The sequence below is a fragment of the Phyllobacterium lublinensis genome, assembly GCF_020164435.1.
GTDB lineage: Bacteria > Pseudomonadota > Alphaproteobacteria > Rhizobiales > Rhizobiaceae > Phyllobacterium > Phyllobacterium lublinensis.
Map to the genome: position 1 here is coordinate 104,732 of NZ_JAIUDQ010000007.1, position 18,214 is coordinate 122,945.

The following is an 18,214-nucleotide window of genomic DNA, read 5'->3' on the forward strand; positions in this document are numbered from 1 at the left end:
GGAGATCAGGATGCATAGAATTGAGGGTGACGTCGAAATATTCGACACGGCGGGCGGAGTCACGATCTCCAGGTCACGTGTCGCAACGGTTTACGCCAGTGCGATTGACGGCTATGTCGATGCGCTCGATGAGCGGCGTGGCGCAGTGTTCTCGTCCAATTACGAGTATCCGGGCCGCTATACGCGTTGGGACACGGCCATTGTCGATCCACCGGTTGTCATCACCTCGAACGGCCGTCACATGACGATCGATGCACTGAACAAGCGTGGGGAAATCCTGCTTGCTCCCATCCAGCAGACAGTTGCGGCGCTGGAGGATGTATCCCTGACAGCGGCAGGCGCGACAAGGCTGGAACTCGAAATAGCGTTACCCACCCGTCCCTTCACGGAAGAAGAGCGCTCGCGCGTTCCTTCCGTGTTCACTGTCCTGCGTGCAATTGTCGGCCTGTTCTTTACGGAAGATGACGCCAACCTCGGTCTCTACGGAGCATTTGGCTATGACCTCGCATTCCAGTTCGATCCAGTCGAATACAAGCTGAAGCGCCCGGAAGATCAGCGCGACATCGTGCTTTACTTACCCGACGAAATCCTGGTCGTCGACCATCATGCAGCCAAGGCATGGCTCGATCGATACGAGTATTCCTTTGATGGCAACTCGACGGAGGGTTTGCCGCGGGAGACTGCTGCAGCTCCATTCAAACTGACCGATAACATTCCGGGTCGCGGCGATCATCAACCCGGGGATTATGCGGAACTCGTCAAGAAGGCCAAGGACAGCTTCAAGTGTGGAGACCTTTTTGAAGTCGTGCCTGGCCAGACATTCTATGAGCGCTGCGAGACCAGCCCGTCGGTCATTTCGCGGCGCCTCAAGGCCATCAACCCGTCTCCCTACTCGTTCTATATCAATCTTGGTGATAATGAGTATCTGGTGGGAGCTTCTCCGGAGATGTTCGTTCGCGTAGTCGGCCGACGCATCGAGACGTGTCCCATTTCCGGGACGATCAAACGCGGTGAAGATGCGATTGCCGACAGCGAGCAGATCATCAAGCTGCTGAACTCGAAGAAGGATGAATCCGAACTCACCATGTGCTCGGATGTCGACCGCAACGACAAGAGCCGAGTCTGTGAGCCGGGGTCGGTGCGCGTGATTGGCCGGCGGCAGATCGAAATGTATTCGCGACTGATCCACACGGTCGATCATATTGAAGGGCGCTTGCGTGAAGACATGGATGCGTTCGACGGGTTCCTGTCGCACGCATGGGCCGTGACCGTGACCGGTGCACCCAAGCTGTGGGCCATGCGCTTTATCGAAGAGAATGAGCGAAGCCCTCGCGCGTGGTATGGCGGTGCGATCGGCATGGTCAACTTCAATGGTGACATGAATACCGGGTTGACGCTGCGTACGATCCGCATCAAGGATGGCATCGCGCAGGTTCGCGCTGGCGCAACGCTACTTTACGACTCGGTGCCTGAAGAGGAAGAGGCCGAAACCGAACTTAAGGCTTCGGCGATGATTGCTGCCGTCCGCGAGGCGCACAAGAGCAACATCCTTCCTGAAGAACGGGCTGTGGCACGCGTCGGTGAGGGACTGTCAATCCTTCTCGTTGACCATGAGGATTCCTTTGTTCACACGCTTGCGAACTACTTCCGCCAGACAGGTGCGACGGTAAGCACGGTGCGAACGCCGGTACCGGAAGAAATCTTCGATCGGATCAAACCGGATCTCGTCGTGCTTTCCCCAGGACCGGGCACGCCGGAGGATTTTGACTGCAAGGCGACGATCAAAAAAGCGCGCAAACGGAATCTGCCGATTTTCGGGGTCTGCCTTGGTTTGCAGGCCCTGGCTGAGGCATATGGTGGAACGCTCCGCCAGCTCCATGTGCCGATGCATGGCAAACCATCACGCATCCGCATCACGAAGCAGGGGAAGATCTTCTCCGGTCTGCCCAAGGAAGTGACAGTCGGCCGCTATCATTCGATTTTCGCCGACCCGGTTCGTTTGCCTGACGAATTTGTCGTTACCGCCGAGACCGAAGACGGCGTCATCATGGCATTCGAGCACAAGAGCGAACCAATCGCCGCGGTTCAGTTTCACCCGGAATCGATCATGACACTTGGCCACAATGCTGGTATGCGCATGATCGAAAACGTCGTGGCCCATCTGCCAAGACGCGCCAAGGAGCGAGCGGCCTAAGCATGAGTGAGAGCACGACGGTTCAGCGTCTGGCGTTCTGGTCTATTATTATTGGGATCACGGTGCTGATCCTGAAATATGGTGCCTATTACGTTACCGGCTCGGTTGCGCTCTATTCCGACGCGCTGGAGTCCATCGTAAACGTCGTCGCGGCACTGGCTGCCTGGTGGGCAATCCGCGTCAGCTACAAGCCGGCCGACCAGAACCACCCTTTTGGGCACCACAAGGCTGAGTATTTCTCAGCAGTGCTCGAGGGCGTGCTGATCGTCGTCGCCGCGCTTTTGATCCTGCGCGAGGTCTGGATTGTCTGGGCGACACCGCGGACGCTGGAACAGCCATGGCTTGGCCTGGCGATCAACGGCGTGGCAACGATCGTCAATGCTTTCTGGGCAACCTTGCTCATCAATGCTGGACGAAGGCACCGGTCCCCGGCCATGCAGGCCGACGGCAAGCACATCATGACGGATGTTATAACGTCGGTAGGCGTTTTCGCCGGTCTTGTTGGAGCCATCTTGACCGGTTGGTCGTTCCTTGATCCGCTTCTCGCCTTCATCGTCGCGCTGAACATCCTGTGGCAAGGCTGGAATGTGATTGGCAGTTCGGTGCAGGGATTGATGGACGTCGGCGTTGCCACCGAGGAAACGATGCGCATTCGCGATGTCATTTCCGCCAATGCGGGCGGTGCGCTGGAGGTCCATGATCTCAAGACCCGCATTGCCGGCCGCATGACATTCATCGAGTTTCATCTAGTGGTCGAAGCGAGCATGAGCGTCGGCGACGCACACGTCATTTGCGACCGTATCGAGAACGCGCTGATGCAACAGATTCCTGATGCCAGCGTGGTTATTCATGTCGAACCGGAGGACGAAGCGAAGTTGCCGATCGGCACGGCCGCTATTCCTTTCGCCTAGTGTTTATCCCTGGAGTTTCTTCGCATGAGCGACAGCCCTGTCCGTATGAAGTCAGTTGAAGTGCTCTCCGACAATTGGGGAACCCTGAAGAAATACAGCTATGATTTCGTACGGCGCGACGGGCAGACCGAGCCCCAATCGCGAGAGGTTTATGATCGCGGCAATGGTGCGGTGGTCCTGCCCTATGATCCGGTAAGCGGAAAGGTTCTGCTTACACGACAATTCCGTCTGCCGGCCTACGTTGCTGGGCACGATCCCATGCTGATCGAGGCGTGCGCTGGCCTCCTGGACGATAATGACGCTGAAACGGCTGCGCGCAAGGAGACCGAGGAGGAACTCGGTTACCGCTTGCGGCACATCGAGCGTGTATTCGACGTCTTCATGAGCCCGGGCAGTGTAACCGAACGCCTGGTTTTCTTTATTGCGGCCTACGATCCCGCAGACCGGATTTCCGATGGAGGGGGTCATGCGGACGAAGGCGAGGACATCGAAGTTCTGGAAATGTCGCTGGACGATGCCCTGGCCATGGTTGAGAGCCATCAGATAGTCGACGCCAAGACGGTCATGTTGCTGCAGCATGTCAAACTCAAGGGACTTATCGCCTGATTTTTTGCCAATAGCCGATGCAGACCTGCAACGTTTGTAACGGATTATTTCAGAGCGTCATGATTTCGTTACAATTATGTTGACATAGAAATGCTGCCGGGGCACATGTCACCCTAGCAATGCAATTCTCCATATCTCGATGCGACGCCGGGGGCGTACGTCAGGGGACAGTAAATTTGGCGGCACGCATCAGTTCCTGAAATTGAGGATCGAGCGCCAATAACGCATGGCAGCGCCGAGCGGATAACCGCGGCTGTTTACAAAATTAGTTAACCTTTAACTGCCAGGATTAACTTATGGGTAAACTGTACTTTTATGCATTGATCACAGGCATTTCTCTCCTTGCCGTGGCGCCTCCTGCGAGCGCCCGCAGCATTGCCGATTGTGACAAGCAAACAGCCAAGGCGGAAATTCTGTCCGATACGGTTGATCCTGTTCCTGATGTTGATAAGAATGAAAAGGCGGATGCCTGTTCGCCGCAGAACAAGGCTGTCTCGCAGCAGCAGCCGGCGAAGGTTGCGCCCATCAACATCGTTGCTACAGGCAGTGCAAGCAGTTTGAAAAAGGTTATCAAAGGCGAAATTCGTCCGCGGGACGAGGGGTCGCTCCATGAGAATTTGGCATTCAAGTATCGCATCTATCGCCCGCAAGCACCAAATGGCGACACGATGGTGTTGTTGCATGGTTCGGGACAGGACGAAACCAGCCTTGTTTCCTTTGGGGCGAAGATAGCACCCAACGCATTGCTCCTCGCTGTGCGCGGACGCGTGATCCAGGACGGATCGAATCGCTGGTATCGCCGGCTTACCCCAGTCAGTTTCGACCAGAAGGACATTCGCTCGGAAGCAAAGGCGTTTGCGGAATTTCTGAAGCAGGTGACACAGGAATACAAAATCGATCCGAACCGCACGACCTTTCTCGGTTATTCCAATGGTGCCAACCTCATCAACGCGGTCATGATGCTGTATCCGGATCTGGTCAAGCAGGCCGTGCTGCTGCGCTCGATGCCGGTCTTGACCGGAACAGTGCAAGCGAACCTCGCCAATGCCCGCGTACTCACAGTCTCAGGGGCGTCCGACCAGCTTTACGCGCCTTATGCGCCCGCTCTGGAGGAAATGTTACGGGCACATGGCGCTCGCGTAGAGGCGCGTTCCATCAAGTCGGATCACGGTCTTGGCAAAGATGACGTCAAAGTCGTCAGCGAATGGCTGTCCGGTGCGACTGCACAACTCAAGAAGAACTGAGTGACCCGAAACCATTCCGCTTGCATCGGACCAGTCAGTCGTTTATTTGTCTGAACTATGAAAATGCGCCCGGCTCATCAGTCCTTCGCCAAGTCCGCCTTTGCGGGCCTGACGAATCGCGCGTTCCTGCTTCCGCTTCTTCTCGACCTTATCGGCGACCGCCGGGCTCGTTAAGAGGAGCGTCCGGCGGTCGAAACCGCCGCGAGGCTGTCGCTCCTTCTCCCTTTACAAGTTGAATGTAACGCTTAAGAAAAGTGCCGAGATTGCGCGAGAAACCGCTCGCATCCGGCCAGAAACGAGAAGCAAATGACCGATATGATCGCCCCTCGAAAAAATGCGGGCATGCCCGGCGCAGCCAAGAAGTATGAGCCCTATCCATTCGTTGACCTCACAGACAGGCGATGGCCGTCAAAGCGCATCGAGAAGGCACCTATCTGGTGCTCGGTGGACCTGCGAGATGGCAATCAGGCCCTCATCGATCCAATGGGGCATGACCGCAAGGTCCGGATGTTTGCTTTGCTGCTCGATATGGGTTTCAAGGAAATTGAAATCGGTTTTCCTTCCGCCTCACAGACGGATTTTGATTTCGCGCGTTGGTGCGTTGAAGAAGGCAATTCCTCTCCGGATGTTTCGCTGCAGGTGCTGGTGCAGTGTCGGCCCGAGTTGATTACCCGCACGTTCGAATCTCTGGAAGGCGCCCACAAGCCGATCGTTCATTTCTATAACTCGACCAGTGAGTTGCAGCGCCGGGTTGTGTTCAACAAGGATGTACACGGAATCAAATCTATCGCCACCGACGCAGCCAAGATGATTACCGATATGGCGGCCAAGGCTGGTGGCGGCTACCGGTTCGAATACTCACCGGAAAGCTTTACGGGTACCGAACTCGAGGTAGCGTTGGAAATCTGCAATGCAGTGACCGAGATCGTGAAGCCGACGCCGGACAACAAATTGATCATCAATCTACCCTCCACGGTGGAGATGTCGACGCCCAACATCTATGCGGATCGTATCGAATGGATGTGCCGGCAGCTCGACAATCGCGAAAACCTGATCATTTCCCTGCATCCGCACAATGACCGCGGCACAGGTATAGCGGCGACCGAACTTGGCCTGATGGCTGGTGCGGACCGTGTCGAGGGCACTTTGTTCGGCAATGGCGAGCGGACAGGCAATGTCGACATCGTCACGCTGGCTCTCAACATGTTCACTCAAGGCGTCGATCCTGAAATCGACTGTTCCGACATCAACCGGATGAAGGATGTTTACGAATACTCCAATCAACTGGTGATTCCGGAGCGGCACCCCTATGTCGGCGAGTTGGTTTATACCGCCTTCTCCGGTTCGCATCAGGACGCGATCAACAAGGGCATGAAAGCGATCAAGCAGGCGAACAAGTCCCTCTGGGAGGTGCCTTATTTGCCGATCGATCCGCAGGACGTTGGACGCAGCTATGAAGCGATCATTCGCATCAATTCGCAGTCCGGCAAGGGGGGGATCGCCTATATTCTCCAGGCCGATTATGGTTTGAACCTGCCGCGCGGCATGCAGGTTGAATTCCGCGAGGATATCCAGCAGATAACCGACGAGGAAGGCAAAGAGATGCCCTCCAAGCGCATCTACGAGCGCTTCCAGGATCTTTACGTCGAACAACCCAACGCCCGGTTGAAGTTCGTCGATCATCACACCTATCCGGACACTGAGCAAAAAGGCATGCGGATACTTGCCGCTGAAATTACGGATCGTGGCGAAACCAAGAGGATCGAGGGGCGGGGGACCGGACCTGTCGACGGGTTTATCGATGCGTTATCGCATTATCTCGGGATGCGTCTGTCAGTGGTGAATTACTCGGAACATTCGTTGCAGCACGGGTCCGACGCCGCCGCCATCAGCTATATGGAAATCGAGCACCCGGCCGGAAAGATCTTTGGTGCGGGCATCAACAAGAACATCGTCACAGCCTCGCTCGAGGGCATCATCTCAGCCGCAAACCGGATTATCGGCAGCTAGTCAAAGGCCCTTCGGGGCCTTTTTCCTGTCACCCGAAAGAGTAGTAAATTCGTAGGTAAATCCTTGCTTAAGCCAAAGGATAGGCCGGATTCGGACAAGTTTAAGGTGCAATAGCAGGCCGGATCGTTAATGATGTCCAAGTTGAAAATTCAAGAACAGGACCGACCTGACCACACCCGTGCGGACTGGATGGTGGAAGCTTTCATGCGAGAGAAGACCCACGACGACAGGCTGAAACTTGCCGACGCAATACGCGGCGCGCAAGTCAGTGCAGCCGATCGGGGCGACATCGCAATGGATGCGAAGGAAGCGGACCTTGCGCGGATCGAAATCCTTGCTGACGATTTGCGCCCGGTTTTCGAGGATGTTCCGATCGATGATCTGCAATGGGACTTCGCAGTCTCCAAGGGCGGGCAGCCGCGGCTGTGGATCGATGCAACTTCACATGTAATGATGGGGCGCGACCGACGCACTTACAGGTTCGTCCGGGACACCCGGCTGGGGCGGATTGTCGTCGCAGAATCGCCCGAAATAAGGCCGATTGCGGACGCAGTTACGAACTATATCGCCGAGCGTATTGTCGAGCGTCAAAGATTAATGGAAGGAAAGCGGATCAGTTTGCTTCCAACCGAACCCTTCAAGGAAGCGGATTCGCCAGCGAAGAACCTGGCTAATGCCGCCGCTCCCCAGCGATCGCGCTTGAGTGCGTTCATTACGGCAACGTTCTGGTTCCTGATCGGCGCGTCGGCCGGTGCCGGTGCGCTCCTGCTCCTTTTCTGGGAACATATTGCTCCCTTCATAAGGCCGGATTAAAGACTGCTCCCACCTTCAAATCCAGCTCGCGAGTGGTGCGGATTGTCATCTGTTCGTCGACAATTCCTCGTTCGATCATCCGGCAAGACCAACCCGCATTCGTTCTTGCGATTGAGAACAGGTTGAAAGCGGCAGGCGGCTTGTGGTTTCCCCCAAACCCTTGACTTGCCGAGGGTACGCATATGACGGGAACCGTCCAGTCAGGTCCGTTGATCTCATAACGGGTAGCGAGATGGGTGTGGCCGTGCAATACGAGTTCAGCACCATGCTCGCGAACGGTTCGCTGAAAGAGGCCGATACCAAGCAGACGCTTGTGAGAAGGAGCCGCACCGCGCACAGGCGGATGGTGGATCATGATCACCCGGAACAATCCGCGCTCGCCAGTCTCATCGAGAATTTGCCCGAGCTTGCGCGCCTGCCGGTCACGAATATCACCGGTGGCCATGAAGGGGGCTGTGGCGCGGGCCGAAGAAACGCCGATCAGCGCCACGTCGCCTCGTACCCGCAAGTATGGAAACTCAACTGGACTGTTGGCAGCAGCTTCACGATCGCCGCGCATCCACGGTTCCCAGTAGCGGCGTGTTTTTTTCAGTGCACCCGGCACATAGGCGTCATGGTTCCCGGGGACGACCGAGACCTTGGCGGGATCGCCCAGTGATTTGAGCCAGCGCTGTGCGGTTTCCAGTTCTTCATCGAGAGCCAGATTGACCAGATCACCCGTCACTGCGATATGATCGGGTTCCTGGGTCTGCATATCGGCAACAAGGTTCTCCAATGTACCGCCAGTCATCGAGCCTTTGCGGTTTGAACGCCAATTGATGTAGCCGGTAATACGCTTGGAAACCAATTCGCGCAAAGTCAGCGCTGGAAGTGGCGACAGATGGATGTCAGAAATGTGGGCGAGGCGAAACATCATTTCAGCTTTATGAGAGTATGGGAGCGAAATCCAGTGAAACAACCGTCGCACGGCACCAGGGTTCCACTCAAGGTCTGACGAATGGTCAAGCAACGCGCCCGATGGCGTCACCACCTGTTTCACACCTATTTCCTTTTTCGTCGTCCGATGACCCTGGGCGCACGCGGCGTTGTCATTGATGAGGCGACGCGCTCGGTGATGCTCATTCGCCATACTTATGTTCCCGGCTGGCAGTTTCCGGGCGGCGGCGTGGAAACCGGACACACGCTAGAGCAAACCCTGGCGAAGGAGCTGATGGAGGAGGGCAATATCGAGCTGACCGGACGACCGGAGCTTTTTGCCATTTATCACAACGCCCATGCCTCACGGCGGGACCATGTTGCATTATATATCTGCCGGTCGTTCCGGCAGGTTGCTCCGTTTGTGCCCAATCGGGAAATCGCCGAAGCGAAGTTCTTCAACCTCGATTCCCTGCCAGAAGGTATCACGCCGTCCACGCGGCGAAGGCTATCCGAGATATTGGACGGCGGGGAAGTGCCGCTGACCTGGTAGATGCGCCAGCTGATGGCACGTGAAGGAACGTCACTTTTTCGCGCCTGAAGCGATTTTCGGTTTACCTGCATCTTGTTTGATGTTAGGCGAGCAGAAAAGGAGACATCTTGTGACAGGAATTCTTTTCATCCGACGATGAAACCCGGCCGGCGCTCAGACTGCGTCGGATGTTCCTGTATTGCCAATGTGGCTTGCAGCCCAAGGCGATTGTCTACTCCTTCGAAAAGATACCTAGCATGCTGAATCATGTCGTGGCCTATGCGCCGGAAGAGCCGGTGCATGATGTCGTCATAGAAGAGATCAACAGGGAAGCGTTTGGTCCCGGGCGCTTCACCCGTGCTGCCTACCGGATTCGTGAGGGCGGCCCACACGACCGGAGCCTGTCCTTCGTCGCGCTGAACGGCGAGCATGTGATTGCGTCGATCCGGTTGACCCCGATTCTGATCGGCCCCACGCCTGCCATGCTCCTCGGGCCATTAGCCGTCCGCCCGGCCTGGAAGAATCAGGGTATTGGAGCTGCGCTCATGCGAACGAGCATGGAAGCTGCCCGTCTGGCCGGTCATGACCTAGTTATTCTGGTGGGTGACGAGCCCTACTATGCGCCCTTTGGGTTTCGCCAGATTTCGGGTCACCAGATCGAGATGCCCGCGCCAGTCGATCCGGCACGGTTCCTGGCCTGTGAACTCAAACCCCGCGCCCTGTACGATGTTGCGGGCAAGGTGCGTCATGCGCATTCCGGCGGGATTTGAAGCTTATTTTCCTTCGCGGTACCACATGCTGCCCAGGACGAGAATCATTGCAGCAAGGCCAAGAAAGCCAGAAAACAGCGGCAGACGGTCGACACTCTTGAGGACGGTTTCGTTGGTGGGTCTCAGCCCGATCCAGTTGTCTCCGCTGGCACTCGCGATGCCACGGGAGGCAACGATATTGGGCACTTCGATTGTGCTCTGATCCGCGTCGGTGCGCAGGCGGCGGGTACCGCCACCCGTTTCCCGGGCGAGGGGGTCGAGCTTTGCCGTGGTGGAAACATTGTCAGCAAATTCCGGCGCGTCCACAGGTCCAACGTGCGCAAGGGTTGTCAGGTCTCCGTTCGCGACCTGGTAAAGACCGATTTCATCGGTCGGCAATGTAGCGGTAAATACGCCGGGCTCTGTCTCGGTCAGGGGAACTGACAGTGTTTTGCCCGATGGCGTAATAATGCTGGCAGGGTCGGCAGTCTTCTTCATTGTCTGGCGATGGATCTCGAGGTTGCGGCCGCTGCCGGTTGCGGTCAGCGCTTCCTCTTCCAGATCAGGCTCTTTCATCAGCCAATGGGCAATTCGTCTGTACAGGGCCGCATGCGGGCCGCCGCCTTCGAAGCCGCGTGCCCAGAGCCAGCCTTGATCGGAAAGGAACATGCCGACACGGCCTTCGCCCATACGGTTCAGGACCAGCAACGGCCTGTCGCCAGCATTCATGACGACATTGCCGTCAGGTGGATTTACGTCGATGACCCGGAACCAGCGGCTCCAGTTTGGCGGCTCCTGTGCGCTGCCTTCAAGTCCACGTGTCACTGGGTGACGTTTGCCTTGCTCGCTCAGACGCGGGTAGAAGGCTTTCTCGTCAATATTGCCTGTCGGCGTCGCAGGAAGGACTGATAGAAGTGGCGTATTGGCGATCGACATGTTGCCAGCAAATTCGGGGCCGGCTGCAATGAGCAGGGCGCCACCCTTCTGAACATAGTCATTGATGTAGTCGTAATAGAGCAGCGGCAGCACATCGCGGTGTTGATAGCGATCGAAAATGATCAGATCAAACTGCTCGATCTTGTCGACAAAAAGCTCTCGCGTCGGAAAGGCGATAAGCGAAAGCTCGTTGATCGGGGTGGAGTCCTGCTTCTCGGGCGGCCGCAGGATGGTGAAATGGACAAGGTCTACAGATGCGTCGGATTTGAGCAGGTTACGCCACGTGCGCTCACCATTGTGGGGTTCGCCCGACACGAGCAGGACGCGCAGATTTTCACGAATGCCATCCACCATGGCGACGGCCCGGTTATTCACTTCCGTCAACTCGTTGGGGAGCGAATCCACGATGATTTCGACAATATTGACGCCTGCGCGCGGCAATGTCACCTCCAGCGGCATTTCCTCGCCGACGATGGCATCCTCGCTGTTGACCTCAGTGCCGTTGACCCGAACGCGCACGCGGGCGCGGCTGCCCTGCTGTTCGCCGGCACCCGTGACCTTGTAGGTCATCTCCTGGGGCTTGCCGGTCAACCCGAAGCGAGGGGCGCGGACAAACTGAATCCGCCGGTCGATTTCGTCTGGAACCCCGGTTATCAGGCCATGGACGGGCGCATTGAAGCCAAGGCCCGCTGGGTTGGCGGGGATATCATGAACCTGGCCATCCGTAATCATGATGGCACCGCCGACACGGGCAGGCGGGACGTCGCGAAACGCCCCGTTCAGCGCCTGGAACAGACGGGTTGACGTTGCATCGTCGCTTTCACTGGCGCGGCCGGTTTCGACAGTTCGAACTTCGAATTGCGGCAAACGGGCAAGGGCCGTCTGCACCTGTTTGAGTGCCGCATCGGTGTCGGCCGTGCGATTGCCGATATCCTGGCTCTGACTGCGGTCGGCAATGACGGCCACAACGCTTTTCAGCGGCTCGCGCTCCTCGTTGACGACGATCGGATTGAACAGCGCCATCGCGAAGGCCATGACCGCCAAAAGTCGAATCAGACTGCCGCGCTGGCGAAAGAAAATCCCGGCCATCGTCAGGAGGAACAACGGCACCAGCAGCAACGCCAGCAGCGTGCTTGAAACAAGTGGCTGAAAATCCAGGGAGAGATACATCGCCTAGTTCCCCAACCGTTCGAGGAGGTCAGGCACATGCACCTGATCCGACTTGTAGTTGCCAGTCAGCATGTACATGACGATGTTGATGCCGGTGCGATAGGCGTAGGTGCGCTGCATGGGGTCATTGGGTATCGTTGGCAGCAGAGGCGACCCATCAGCATTTATGGCCCATGCACCGGCAAAATCATTCCCGGTTATCATGATCGGCGTAACGCCATCACCGGCGCGCACTGGCCGGTCGGCGCGGGTCTCAGTCGAAAGTGATGCCTGAACCCAAAGCGGGCTACCGCGGTACCGCCCGGGGAAATCCTGCAGTATGTAAAAGGATTTTGTTAGAACGTGATCGCTTGGGACCGGTTCGAGCGGCGGTATGTTGAGACCTCCGAGGATATCCCTCAACCTTTGATTGGACGGTGTCGTCGAATTATCGAAGTTGATTGCCGCCGCATCCTGGTCGCGGGTATCGAAAAGTACGGTTCCACCCTGCTGCATATAGGCGTCGATCTTGGCGATGGCTTCCGGAGACGGCATTCGGGCTGCGGCATCGATCGGCCAGTAGATCAGGGGAAAGAACGCAAGTTCGTCGGTTGCCAGATCAACGCCGATAGGTTCACCGGGCTCCAGTGCGGTGCTGTCGGTGAGGGCCCTGGACAGGCCGGAGAGTCCCGCCTTGCTGACGTCGTCTACAGCTCTATCTCCGGTTATAACGTAGGCGAGATGGGTGACATTAACCGCCTCAAGGACGAATTGATCGCCGGATTTACTATCATTTTGCTGGGCAAGAGCGGGTGGCGGCCCAAAGCCCGGAACGGCCACCAGCGCCAGTATGGCCAAGGATGCGGCGACGCTCGCAGGGCGTATGCGTCGGCGCAAATGGCCACCGAGCCACAGGATTGCGATTGCATCCAGGGCAAGCAGCAGTGACGCGAGCGCAAAAAGCGGCCCGCGAAGCGGTACCGATTCATCGACCGCGTATCGGGCGGTCATCACGGGCATCGTCAGTTCCGGTCTTATCAGCGGTTTGATTTCGCCATCCGGCTTGAACAGGTTGAACGCCATCATGGCATCCTCGACACCGTAGAAGCCGGGCGGATTATCAAAGCTCACAGGCGGGATTGTGCCGCTTCTGATCAGCAAGGGCTTGGTATCTCCATTTGGCGGCACCAGTGTGCCTTCGGCACTCAGCGTAAGGTATGGCGGCAAGGCGGCAGAGCCACTTTCGCGCGTATCGCCTGCTGCGGGTCCGGAACTGTTGGACAATGAGATGATACGGTGCAGCATGTCGACAAAACTGCCGCTTATCGGCAGATTCGACCAGGTTGCTTCCGGGGTGACGTGAAACAGTACAAGCTGGCCGCGCTGGCGCGCCTCTCCGGTTACAAGGGGGGTGCCGTCCGCTAGATTGGCCCAGCTCTTGTCGTAAAGGTCGGCCGAAGGCTCGGCGAGCACTTGCCGCGTCACCGTTACATCCTGCGGGGTTGGCAACCCCCCAAACGGGCCGTTTTCCGGGAATGCGGCGACGGGCTGCGATTCCTTCCAGGACAGGGTTCCGCCCAAGGATCGTTCGCCCTTGCGCAGCGTTACGGGCAAGAGGGGATCGAGTTCGCTATTGCCCGCCAGGCGTGGTCCGGCAAAGCGCACCAGCGTGCCGCCCTTGTTGATCCAATCCGACAATATCTGTTCTGTTTCCGCGGGAAGCTTGCCGATATCGGCCATGATGACAACCGACGGTTTCTGCTCCAGCAGTTCCGGTACCGCCCGCACCAGTTCTGCATTACGTGGGCGCAGGAGATCAGCAAAGGGCTCAAGAGCCCGTGAAATGTAGTAGAGCGGCGAAAGCAGCGGCTGGGAAATATCCGCTTCCGATCCGGAAATGAGGGCAACCCGCCGCCGTTTATTGTTGTCGTCAATCAGGTAGGTTCCGCCGGCCTGGGCGGTTCCATCAACCCGCAACGTATGGAAATCGTTGCGTAATTCAAACGGTGCATTGATGACGGCCTCGGCAGTTGCCTCGCCAGCGCCAAAAACAAGACCCGTCTCCGCGATACGGCGGCCCTTTTCATCGAAGGCGCCGATGGTGACGCCGCTCTGGCCGCGATCATTGCCTGGCCGTACTGCGCGGACCGTCAGACCGTTTGCATTGTTCACGGCTTGGCGTATGGCAACCAGCGACGAGATCGACGGCTCATACCATATCATGGACGCAACGCCTGCATCCTGGAGCGATTGGAGCGCTTCTGCCGATCGGGGCGTGTCGACGCCGTCGTTCAGATAGGCAATTCGCGTTCCGGAAACGTTTGCTAGGGCTGTTTTCAGGCGCGCAAAAGCAGCCGGACGATCAACGGGAATCGGGCGCACCGTCAACGCCCTTAGCCGCTCCAGTGCGGCATTGGCATCGAAGGGGCCAATGTCTGCATTGGCTTTTTCGGCCGTGCCGAGGATGTAGATGAGCGCGCCCGCATGAGCCGCATCAGCAATCAGCCGTTCTGCTGTTTCCTTGCGCGCGATCCATTCCTCGTTTGAAGACCAGCCATTATCGAGCAGGATGGCGACAGGTTCCTTCCCCGTCAGCGTTTCGGGGCGCGGGTTCCAGATGGGTTCGGACAGCGCCAGAATGACAAAGGCGGCAAGCAGGAGTCGCAGCAAAGTCAGCCACCACGGGCTCTTGTTCGGTGTTTCTTCCTTCTTGAGCAACTGCGCCAGGATTTTGAGCGGTGGGAAGATTTCCTTCATTGGCCGAGGCGGGGTCACCCGCAGCAGCCACCAGATAAGCGGAAGGATGACCAGGCCGAGAAGGATAGCAGGGGCGCCAAATGCAAGCGGGAGAGCACTCATGTGGGTCCTCCCTGATAACCGATACTGGCGGTCATGTTCATGTGAACCGATACAAGGGCATCAGAAGCCAGCCGGTCCGTGCGGTTGGTAGTGTAGCTCCAGCCAATTCTTTTGCAAAAGGAACTGAGCGTATCGCGGCGGGCAAAAAACAGACGCCTGTAATCTTCGGCGTAATCCTGGGCCCGACCAAAGGTCAGCGATGTCCCGTTTTCTGGATCGATGAACTCCGTCCGTCGCCGATAGGGAAATTCTTCTTCAGCCGGATCGTACACCTCAATCAGATGGGCGCGCGCGCCGTCATGGGCGAGCTTCTGCAGGACTGTGAGCGTCTCCTCGACAGGGTCGAGAAAATCGCTGACGATGACAACGTCGGAAAACCGGCGAACCTTGCTGAGATCGGGCTTGGGGGCGAGGATGGCAGTGTGCGAAAGCAGGGTTGCCAGGCGCTCGGCGCCATTTCTGGCCGACGAAGGGTCGGTTACCCCGGGAAACCCGATACGCTCACCGCTGCGTGACAAAAGCTCGGCCAATGCAAGGACAAGAACGAGCGCACGTGACTCCTTCGATACCTGCGCCTGTTCTGACTTGTACAGCATCGATGGCGATGGATCGGACCACAGCCATACGGTGTGTGCAGCCTCCCATTCCTGATCGCGGATATAGGTGCGATCGTCACGGGCTGACCTGCGCCAGTCAATTCGTGCCACGGCTTCACCCTCTGTGTAGGGGCGAAACTGCCAGAAACTTTCGCCGACACCACTTTTGCGCCGGCCATGCCAACCTGTATTAACGGTATTGAGGATACGACGCGCCTCGACGAGAAGATCCGGGAGAAGGGCCGCACGCTGGCGGGCTCGCGCCAACGCGTCACCCGTGTCGGTCCGCCGAACCTGCTCGCCAATGGCTGCCATTACAGAGCAACCTTGGTCAGGTTGGCTATGACATCGCGAACGTTCATTCCATCGGCGCGAGCAGCAAAGGTCAGCGCCATACGATGCTGAAGTACCGGCTCGGCGAGCGCCTTCACATCATCCACCGAAGGAGCAAGGCGGCCGTCGTAAAGCGCGCGGGCGCGCGAGCAGAGCATCAGGGCCTGGCTGGCGCGCGGCCCCGGACCCCATGATATGAATTTTCTTGCAATCTCGTTGTCAGCGCCAGGACGTGCGGAGCGCACCAGTTTGAGAATGGCATCGACGACGCCTTCCGGCACCGGCATGCGCCGGATCAACTGCTGCATCTCGCGAAGTCGATCCGCATCGATGATCGTCTCCGCCGTTGCTTCGGACACACCCGTGGTTTCAAGCAGAACACGTCTTTCTGCTTCAAGTTCCGGATAGAGAATATCGATCTGCATGAGGAACCGGTCGAGCTGTGCCTCCGGCAGCGGGTAGGTTCCCTCCTGCTCCAGCGGGTTCTGCGTCGCCAGGACGTGGAAAGGCTGGGGTAGATCATGGCGTTCGCCCGCAATCGTTACGTGATACTCCTGCATCGCCTGCAACAGCGCCGATTGCGTACGCGGCGATGCGCGGTTGATTTCGTCAGCCATTAGCAGCTGGGCAAAGACCGGCCCTTTGACATAGCGGAAATAGCGTTTGCCATTATCATCCTGTTCCATGACCTCCGATCCGAGAATATCGGATGGCATGAGGTCGGGCGTGAACTGGATGCGGCGCTCGTCGAGCCCGAGTACAGTCCCCAAGGTCTCCACCAGCTTCGTCTTGGCCAGCCCCGGGACACCAACCAGAAGCGCATGCCCGCCGGCCAGCAAAGCCACGAGCGTTCGTTCTATGACACTTTCCTGACCGAAGATGACGGTGCCGATACCCCCCCTTATCTTGGCAATGTCGGCCAGTGCGCGTTCCGCCTCGGCGATCATGGCCTTGGGATCGGATGTTGCCTCGGGTTTAATCAGGGTCATGGGCTTACCTCGCCGCTGGTATCTGCTCAGAGTCTTTCTTAAATGAATCTAAATCACTATGACATGCAGACAAGCGGTCCAACGTTGACTATTTCGTGACGTCTACAGAAAAAAGGGCAAGCTATGGCTGAAACAGAAAGCAGTTTGCAGAGCCCAGGCGGACTTGAGGCGCTGATTTCACGCGCGGCGACTCAAGGCAAAGGCCTGCCACCCGTCGACAAATGGAATCCTGACTTTTGTGGCGATCTCGATATGGAAATCAAAGCTGACGGTACGTGGTTCTACATGGGCACGCCTATCGGCCGGCAAGCGTTGGTGCGCCTCTTCTCCACGGTCCTGCGCAAGGACAGTGATGGAAGGACATATCTGGTGACCCCCGTCGAGAAAGTGGGCATAAGCGTTGAGGATGCGCCTTTTCTGGCAGTGGAACTCAACGTATCGGGCCAGGGCCGGGAACAGATCATGACGTTTCGCACGAATGTGGGCGATGTTGTTGAAGCCAGCGTTGACAATCCCTTGCGCTTTGTCATCGATGAGGCCAATGGCGGGCTGAAGCCATACGTCCTTGTCAGGGGGCGGCTGGAGGCGCTGCTTGCACGGCCGGTCATGTACGAACTGGTCAGTCACGGGGAAGACATCGCTGTCGATGGCGAAACCATGTTCGCGGTGCAGTCGGGCGGCGAGATCTTCCCAATCATGCCTGCGGCTGAACTGGAAAAGCAAAGCCTATGATTCTATCGCAACCCGGAACTCTCGAATCTGGATTCTCCGCCCGGGCATTTGCTCGCCGTGTCGCGGTCAAGGGCAACGAAACGCTGGACAAGGATCACGGCGATCATCTGCTCAATCCGGATCTGGATGCCTTGATCGCTGCAAATCCGCTGCGGGATGCTGCTGTGCTGGTCCCGATCGTTGATCGCGGCGATGAAGCAAGCGTCATTCTCACGCTGCGCACGGCCAATATGCGCAAGCATTCTGGTCAAGTGGCCTTTCCCGGTGGGGCGATTGACCCTGAAGATGACTATCAGCCCGAGAAAGCGGCGTTACGCGAGACCCACGAGGAAATTGGACTCGAAGGGCGCCACGTCGAACTCATCGGGCGTTTGCCGCGCTATTTGACAACGACCGGGTACTCCATAACGCCTGTCCTGGGATTGGTGCATCCGCCTTTTGAACTGGCGGTAAATCCGGCCGAGGTCGCCGACGTTTTCGAAGTGCCGTTGTCGTTCTTGATGGATCCTGCCAATCATCGCCGGGAGAGCCGCATATGGCAGGACAAGGAACGGTTCTATTACACCATGCCGTTTGGCGATCGATTCATCTGGGGCGTTACCGCAGGAATCATTCGCACGCTTTATGAAAGGCTCTATGCTTGAGC

At 57.5% G+C, this 18,214-nt stretch carries 15 protein-coding genes; 10 read left to right on the top strand and 5 right to left on the bottom strand.

The window, feature by feature from the left end:
- The first annotated feature begins 10 nt into the window (after window positions 1–10).
- The 6 genes from K9U38_RS11435 to K9U38_RS11460 all read left to right on the top strand — a co-directional run bounded on the left by K9U38_RS11435 (window position 11) and on the right by K9U38_RS11460 (window position 7,778).
- Entirely contained in the window at window positions 11–2,194 is a 2,184-nt protein-coding gene (locus K9U38_RS11435) for an anthranilate synthase (RefSeq protein WP_224494455.1), read from the top strand.
- Window positions 2,195–2,196: 2 nt separating this feature from the next.
- Complete coding sequence (locus K9U38_RS11440) at window positions 2,197–3,105, top strand: cation diffusion facilitator family transporter (RefSeq protein WP_224494456.1); 909 nt, start codon at window positions 2,197–2,199, stop codon at window positions 3,103–3,105.
- Window positions 3,106–3,129: 24 nt separating this feature from the next.
- The gene (locus tag K9U38_RS11445; RefSeq protein ID WP_224494457.1) at window positions 3,130–3,711 is read left to right on the top strand and encodes an NUDIX domain-containing protein; all 582 of its coding nucleotides are present in this window, start codon (window positions 3,130–3,132) and stop codon (window positions 3,709–3,711) included.
- Between the two features lie 296 nt (window positions 3,712–4,007).
- Entirely contained in the window at window positions 4,008–4,955 is a 948-nt protein-coding gene (locus tag K9U38_RS11450; RefSeq protein ID WP_224494458.1) for an alpha/beta hydrolase, read from the top strand.
- A 306-nt stretch (window positions 4,956–5,261) separates the two neighbouring features.
- Window positions 5,262–6,965, top strand: a complete 1,704-nt coding sequence (gene leuA, locus K9U38_RS11455) for a 2-isopropylmalate synthase (RefSeq protein ID WP_224494459.1) — start codon at window positions 5,262–5,264, stop codon at window positions 6,963–6,965.
- A 132-nt stretch (window positions 6,966–7,097) separates the two neighbouring features.
- Window positions 7,098–7,778, top strand: a complete 681-nt coding sequence (locus K9U38_RS11460; protein ID WP_370631904.1) for a hypothetical protein — start codon at window positions 7,098–7,100, stop codon at window positions 7,776–7,778.
- Here K9U38_RS11460 and K9U38_RS11465 read toward each other — a convergent pair.
- Window positions 7,762–8,691 (bottom strand): metallophosphoesterase family protein, encoded by a 930-nt coding sequence (locus tag K9U38_RS11465; protein ID WP_224494460.1) that lies wholly within the window; start codon window positions 8,689–8,691, stop codon window positions 7,762–7,764. The genes K9U38_RS11460 and K9U38_RS11465 overlap by 17 nt on opposite strands.
- Window positions 8,692–8,775: 84 nt before the next feature.
- On the opposite strand from K9U38_RS11465, the gene K9U38_RS11470 reads away from it, so the two are divergent.
- Together K9U38_RS11470 and K9U38_RS11475 are read left to right on the top strand one after the other, a co-directional pair.
- Window positions 8,776–9,246 carry an NUDIX domain-containing protein gene (locus K9U38_RS11470; protein WP_224494461.1) on the top strand — a complete coding sequence of 157 codons (471 nt, stop codon included), beginning with the start codon at window positions 8,776–8,778 and terminating at the stop codon, window positions 9,244–9,246.
- A 236-nt stretch (window positions 9,247–9,482) separates the two neighbouring features.
- Window positions 9,483–9,995, top strand: coding sequence for a GNAT family N-acetyltransferase (locus K9U38_RS11475; protein ID WP_224494462.1), 513 nt, complete (start codon window positions 9,483–9,485; stop codon window positions 9,993–9,995).
- 3 nt (window positions 9,996–9,998) lie between these two features.
- Here K9U38_RS11475 and K9U38_RS11480 read toward each other — a convergent pair whose 3' ends face one another.
- Genes K9U38_RS11480 through K9U38_RS11495 form a run of 4 tightly spaced genes read right to left on the bottom strand, consistent with a single transcriptional unit; the run spans window position 9,999 to window position 16,836 of the window.
- Window positions 9,999–12,080, bottom strand: a complete 2,082-nt coding sequence (locus K9U38_RS11480) for a hypothetical protein (RefSeq protein ID WP_224494463.1) — start codon at window positions 12,078–12,080, stop codon at window positions 9,999–10,001.
- Between the two features lie 3 nt (window positions 12,081–12,083).
- Complete coding sequence (locus K9U38_RS11485) at window positions 12,084–14,918, bottom strand: DUF4159 domain-containing protein (RefSeq protein ID WP_224494464.1); 2,835 nt, start codon at window positions 14,916–14,918, stop codon at window positions 12,084–12,086.
- The gene (locus K9U38_RS11490; protein ID WP_224494465.1) at window positions 14,915–15,829 is read right to left on the bottom strand and encodes a DUF58 domain-containing protein; all 915 of its coding nucleotides are present in this window, start codon (window positions 15,827–15,829) and stop codon (window positions 14,915–14,917) included. The genes K9U38_RS11485 and K9U38_RS11490 overlap by 4 nt, the downstream gene beginning before the upstream one ends.
- Entirely contained in the window at window positions 15,829–16,836 is a 1,008-nt protein-coding gene (locus K9U38_RS11495; RefSeq protein ID WP_224494466.1) for an AAA family ATPase, read from the bottom strand. Before K9U38_RS11495 ends, K9U38_RS11490 begins: the two co-directional genes overlap by 1 nt.
- Before the next feature lie 123 nt (window positions 16,837–16,959).
- On the opposite strand from K9U38_RS11495, the gene K9U38_RS11500 reads away from it, so the two are divergent.
- Window positions 16,960–17,568, top strand: a complete 609-nt coding sequence (locus K9U38_RS11500; RefSeq protein ID WP_224494467.1) for a DUF1285 domain-containing protein — start codon at window positions 16,960–16,962, stop codon at window positions 17,566–17,568.
- Window positions 17,565–18,212, top strand: a complete 648-nt coding sequence (locus K9U38_RS11505) for a CoA pyrophosphatase (RefSeq protein WP_224494468.1) — start codon at window positions 17,565–17,567, stop codon at window positions 18,210–18,212. Before K9U38_RS11500 ends, K9U38_RS11505 begins: the two co-directional genes overlap by 4 nt.
- Window positions 18,213–18,214: the final 2 nt, after the last annotated feature.

Bases quoted from the DNA above. Each gene is read 5' to 3' on its own strand.
- K9U38_RS11505 (WP_224494468.1), top strand. From the start codon at position 17,565: ATGATTCTATCGCAACCCGGAACTCTCGAATCTGGATTCTCCGCCCGG.
- K9U38_RS11485 (WP_224494464.1), bottom strand. From the start codon at position 14,918: ATGAGTGCTCTCCCGCTTGCATTTGGCGCCCCTGCTATCCTTCTCGGC.
- K9U38_RS11475 (WP_224494462.1), top strand. From the start codon at position 9,483: ATGCTGAATCATGTCGTGGCCTATGCGCCGGAAGAGCCGGTGCATGAT.
- K9U38_RS11465 (WP_224494460.1), bottom strand. From the start codon at position 8,691: ATGTTTCGCCTCGCCCACATTTCTGACATCCATCTGTCGCCACTTCCA.
- K9U38_RS11495 (WP_224494466.1), bottom strand. From the start codon at position 16,836: ATGACCCTGATTAAACCCGAGGCAACATCCGATCCCAAGGCCATGATC.
- K9U38_RS11460 (WP_370631904.1), top strand. From the start codon at position 7,098: ATGTCCAAGTTGAAAATTCAAGAACAGGACCGACCTGACCACACCCGT.
- leuA (WP_224494459.1), top strand. From the start codon at position 5,262: ATGACCGATATGATCGCCCCTCGAAAAAATGCGGGCATGCCCGGCGCA.
- K9U38_RS11480 (WP_224494463.1), bottom strand. From the start codon at position 12,080: ATGTATCTCTCCCTGGATTTTCAGCCACTTGTTTCAAGCACGCTGCTG.
- K9U38_RS11470 (WP_224494461.1), top strand. From the start codon at position 8,776: ATGGTCAAGCAACGCGCCCGATGGCGTCACCACCTGTTTCACACCTAT.
- K9U38_RS11440 (WP_224494456.1), top strand. From the start codon at position 2,197: ATGAGTGAGAGCACGACGGTTCAGCGTCTGGCGTTCTGGTCTATTATT.
- K9U38_RS11490 (WP_224494465.1), bottom strand. From the start codon at position 15,829: ATGGCAGCCATTGGCGAGCAGGTTCGGCGGACCGACACGGGTGACGCG.
- K9U38_RS11445 (WP_224494457.1), top strand. From the start codon at position 3,130: ATGAGCGACAGCCCTGTCCGTATGAAGTCAGTTGAAGTGCTCTCCGAC.
- K9U38_RS11435 (WP_224494455.1), top strand. From the start codon at position 11: ATGCATAGAATTGAGGGTGACGTCGAAATATTCGACACGGCGGGCGGA.
- K9U38_RS11450 (WP_224494458.1), top strand. From the start codon at position 4,008: ATGGGTAAACTGTACTTTTATGCATTGATCACAGGCATTTCTCTCCTT.
- K9U38_RS11500 (WP_224494467.1), top strand. From the start codon at position 16,960: ATGGCTGAAACAGAAAGCAGTTTGCAGAGCCCAGGCGGACTTGAGGCG.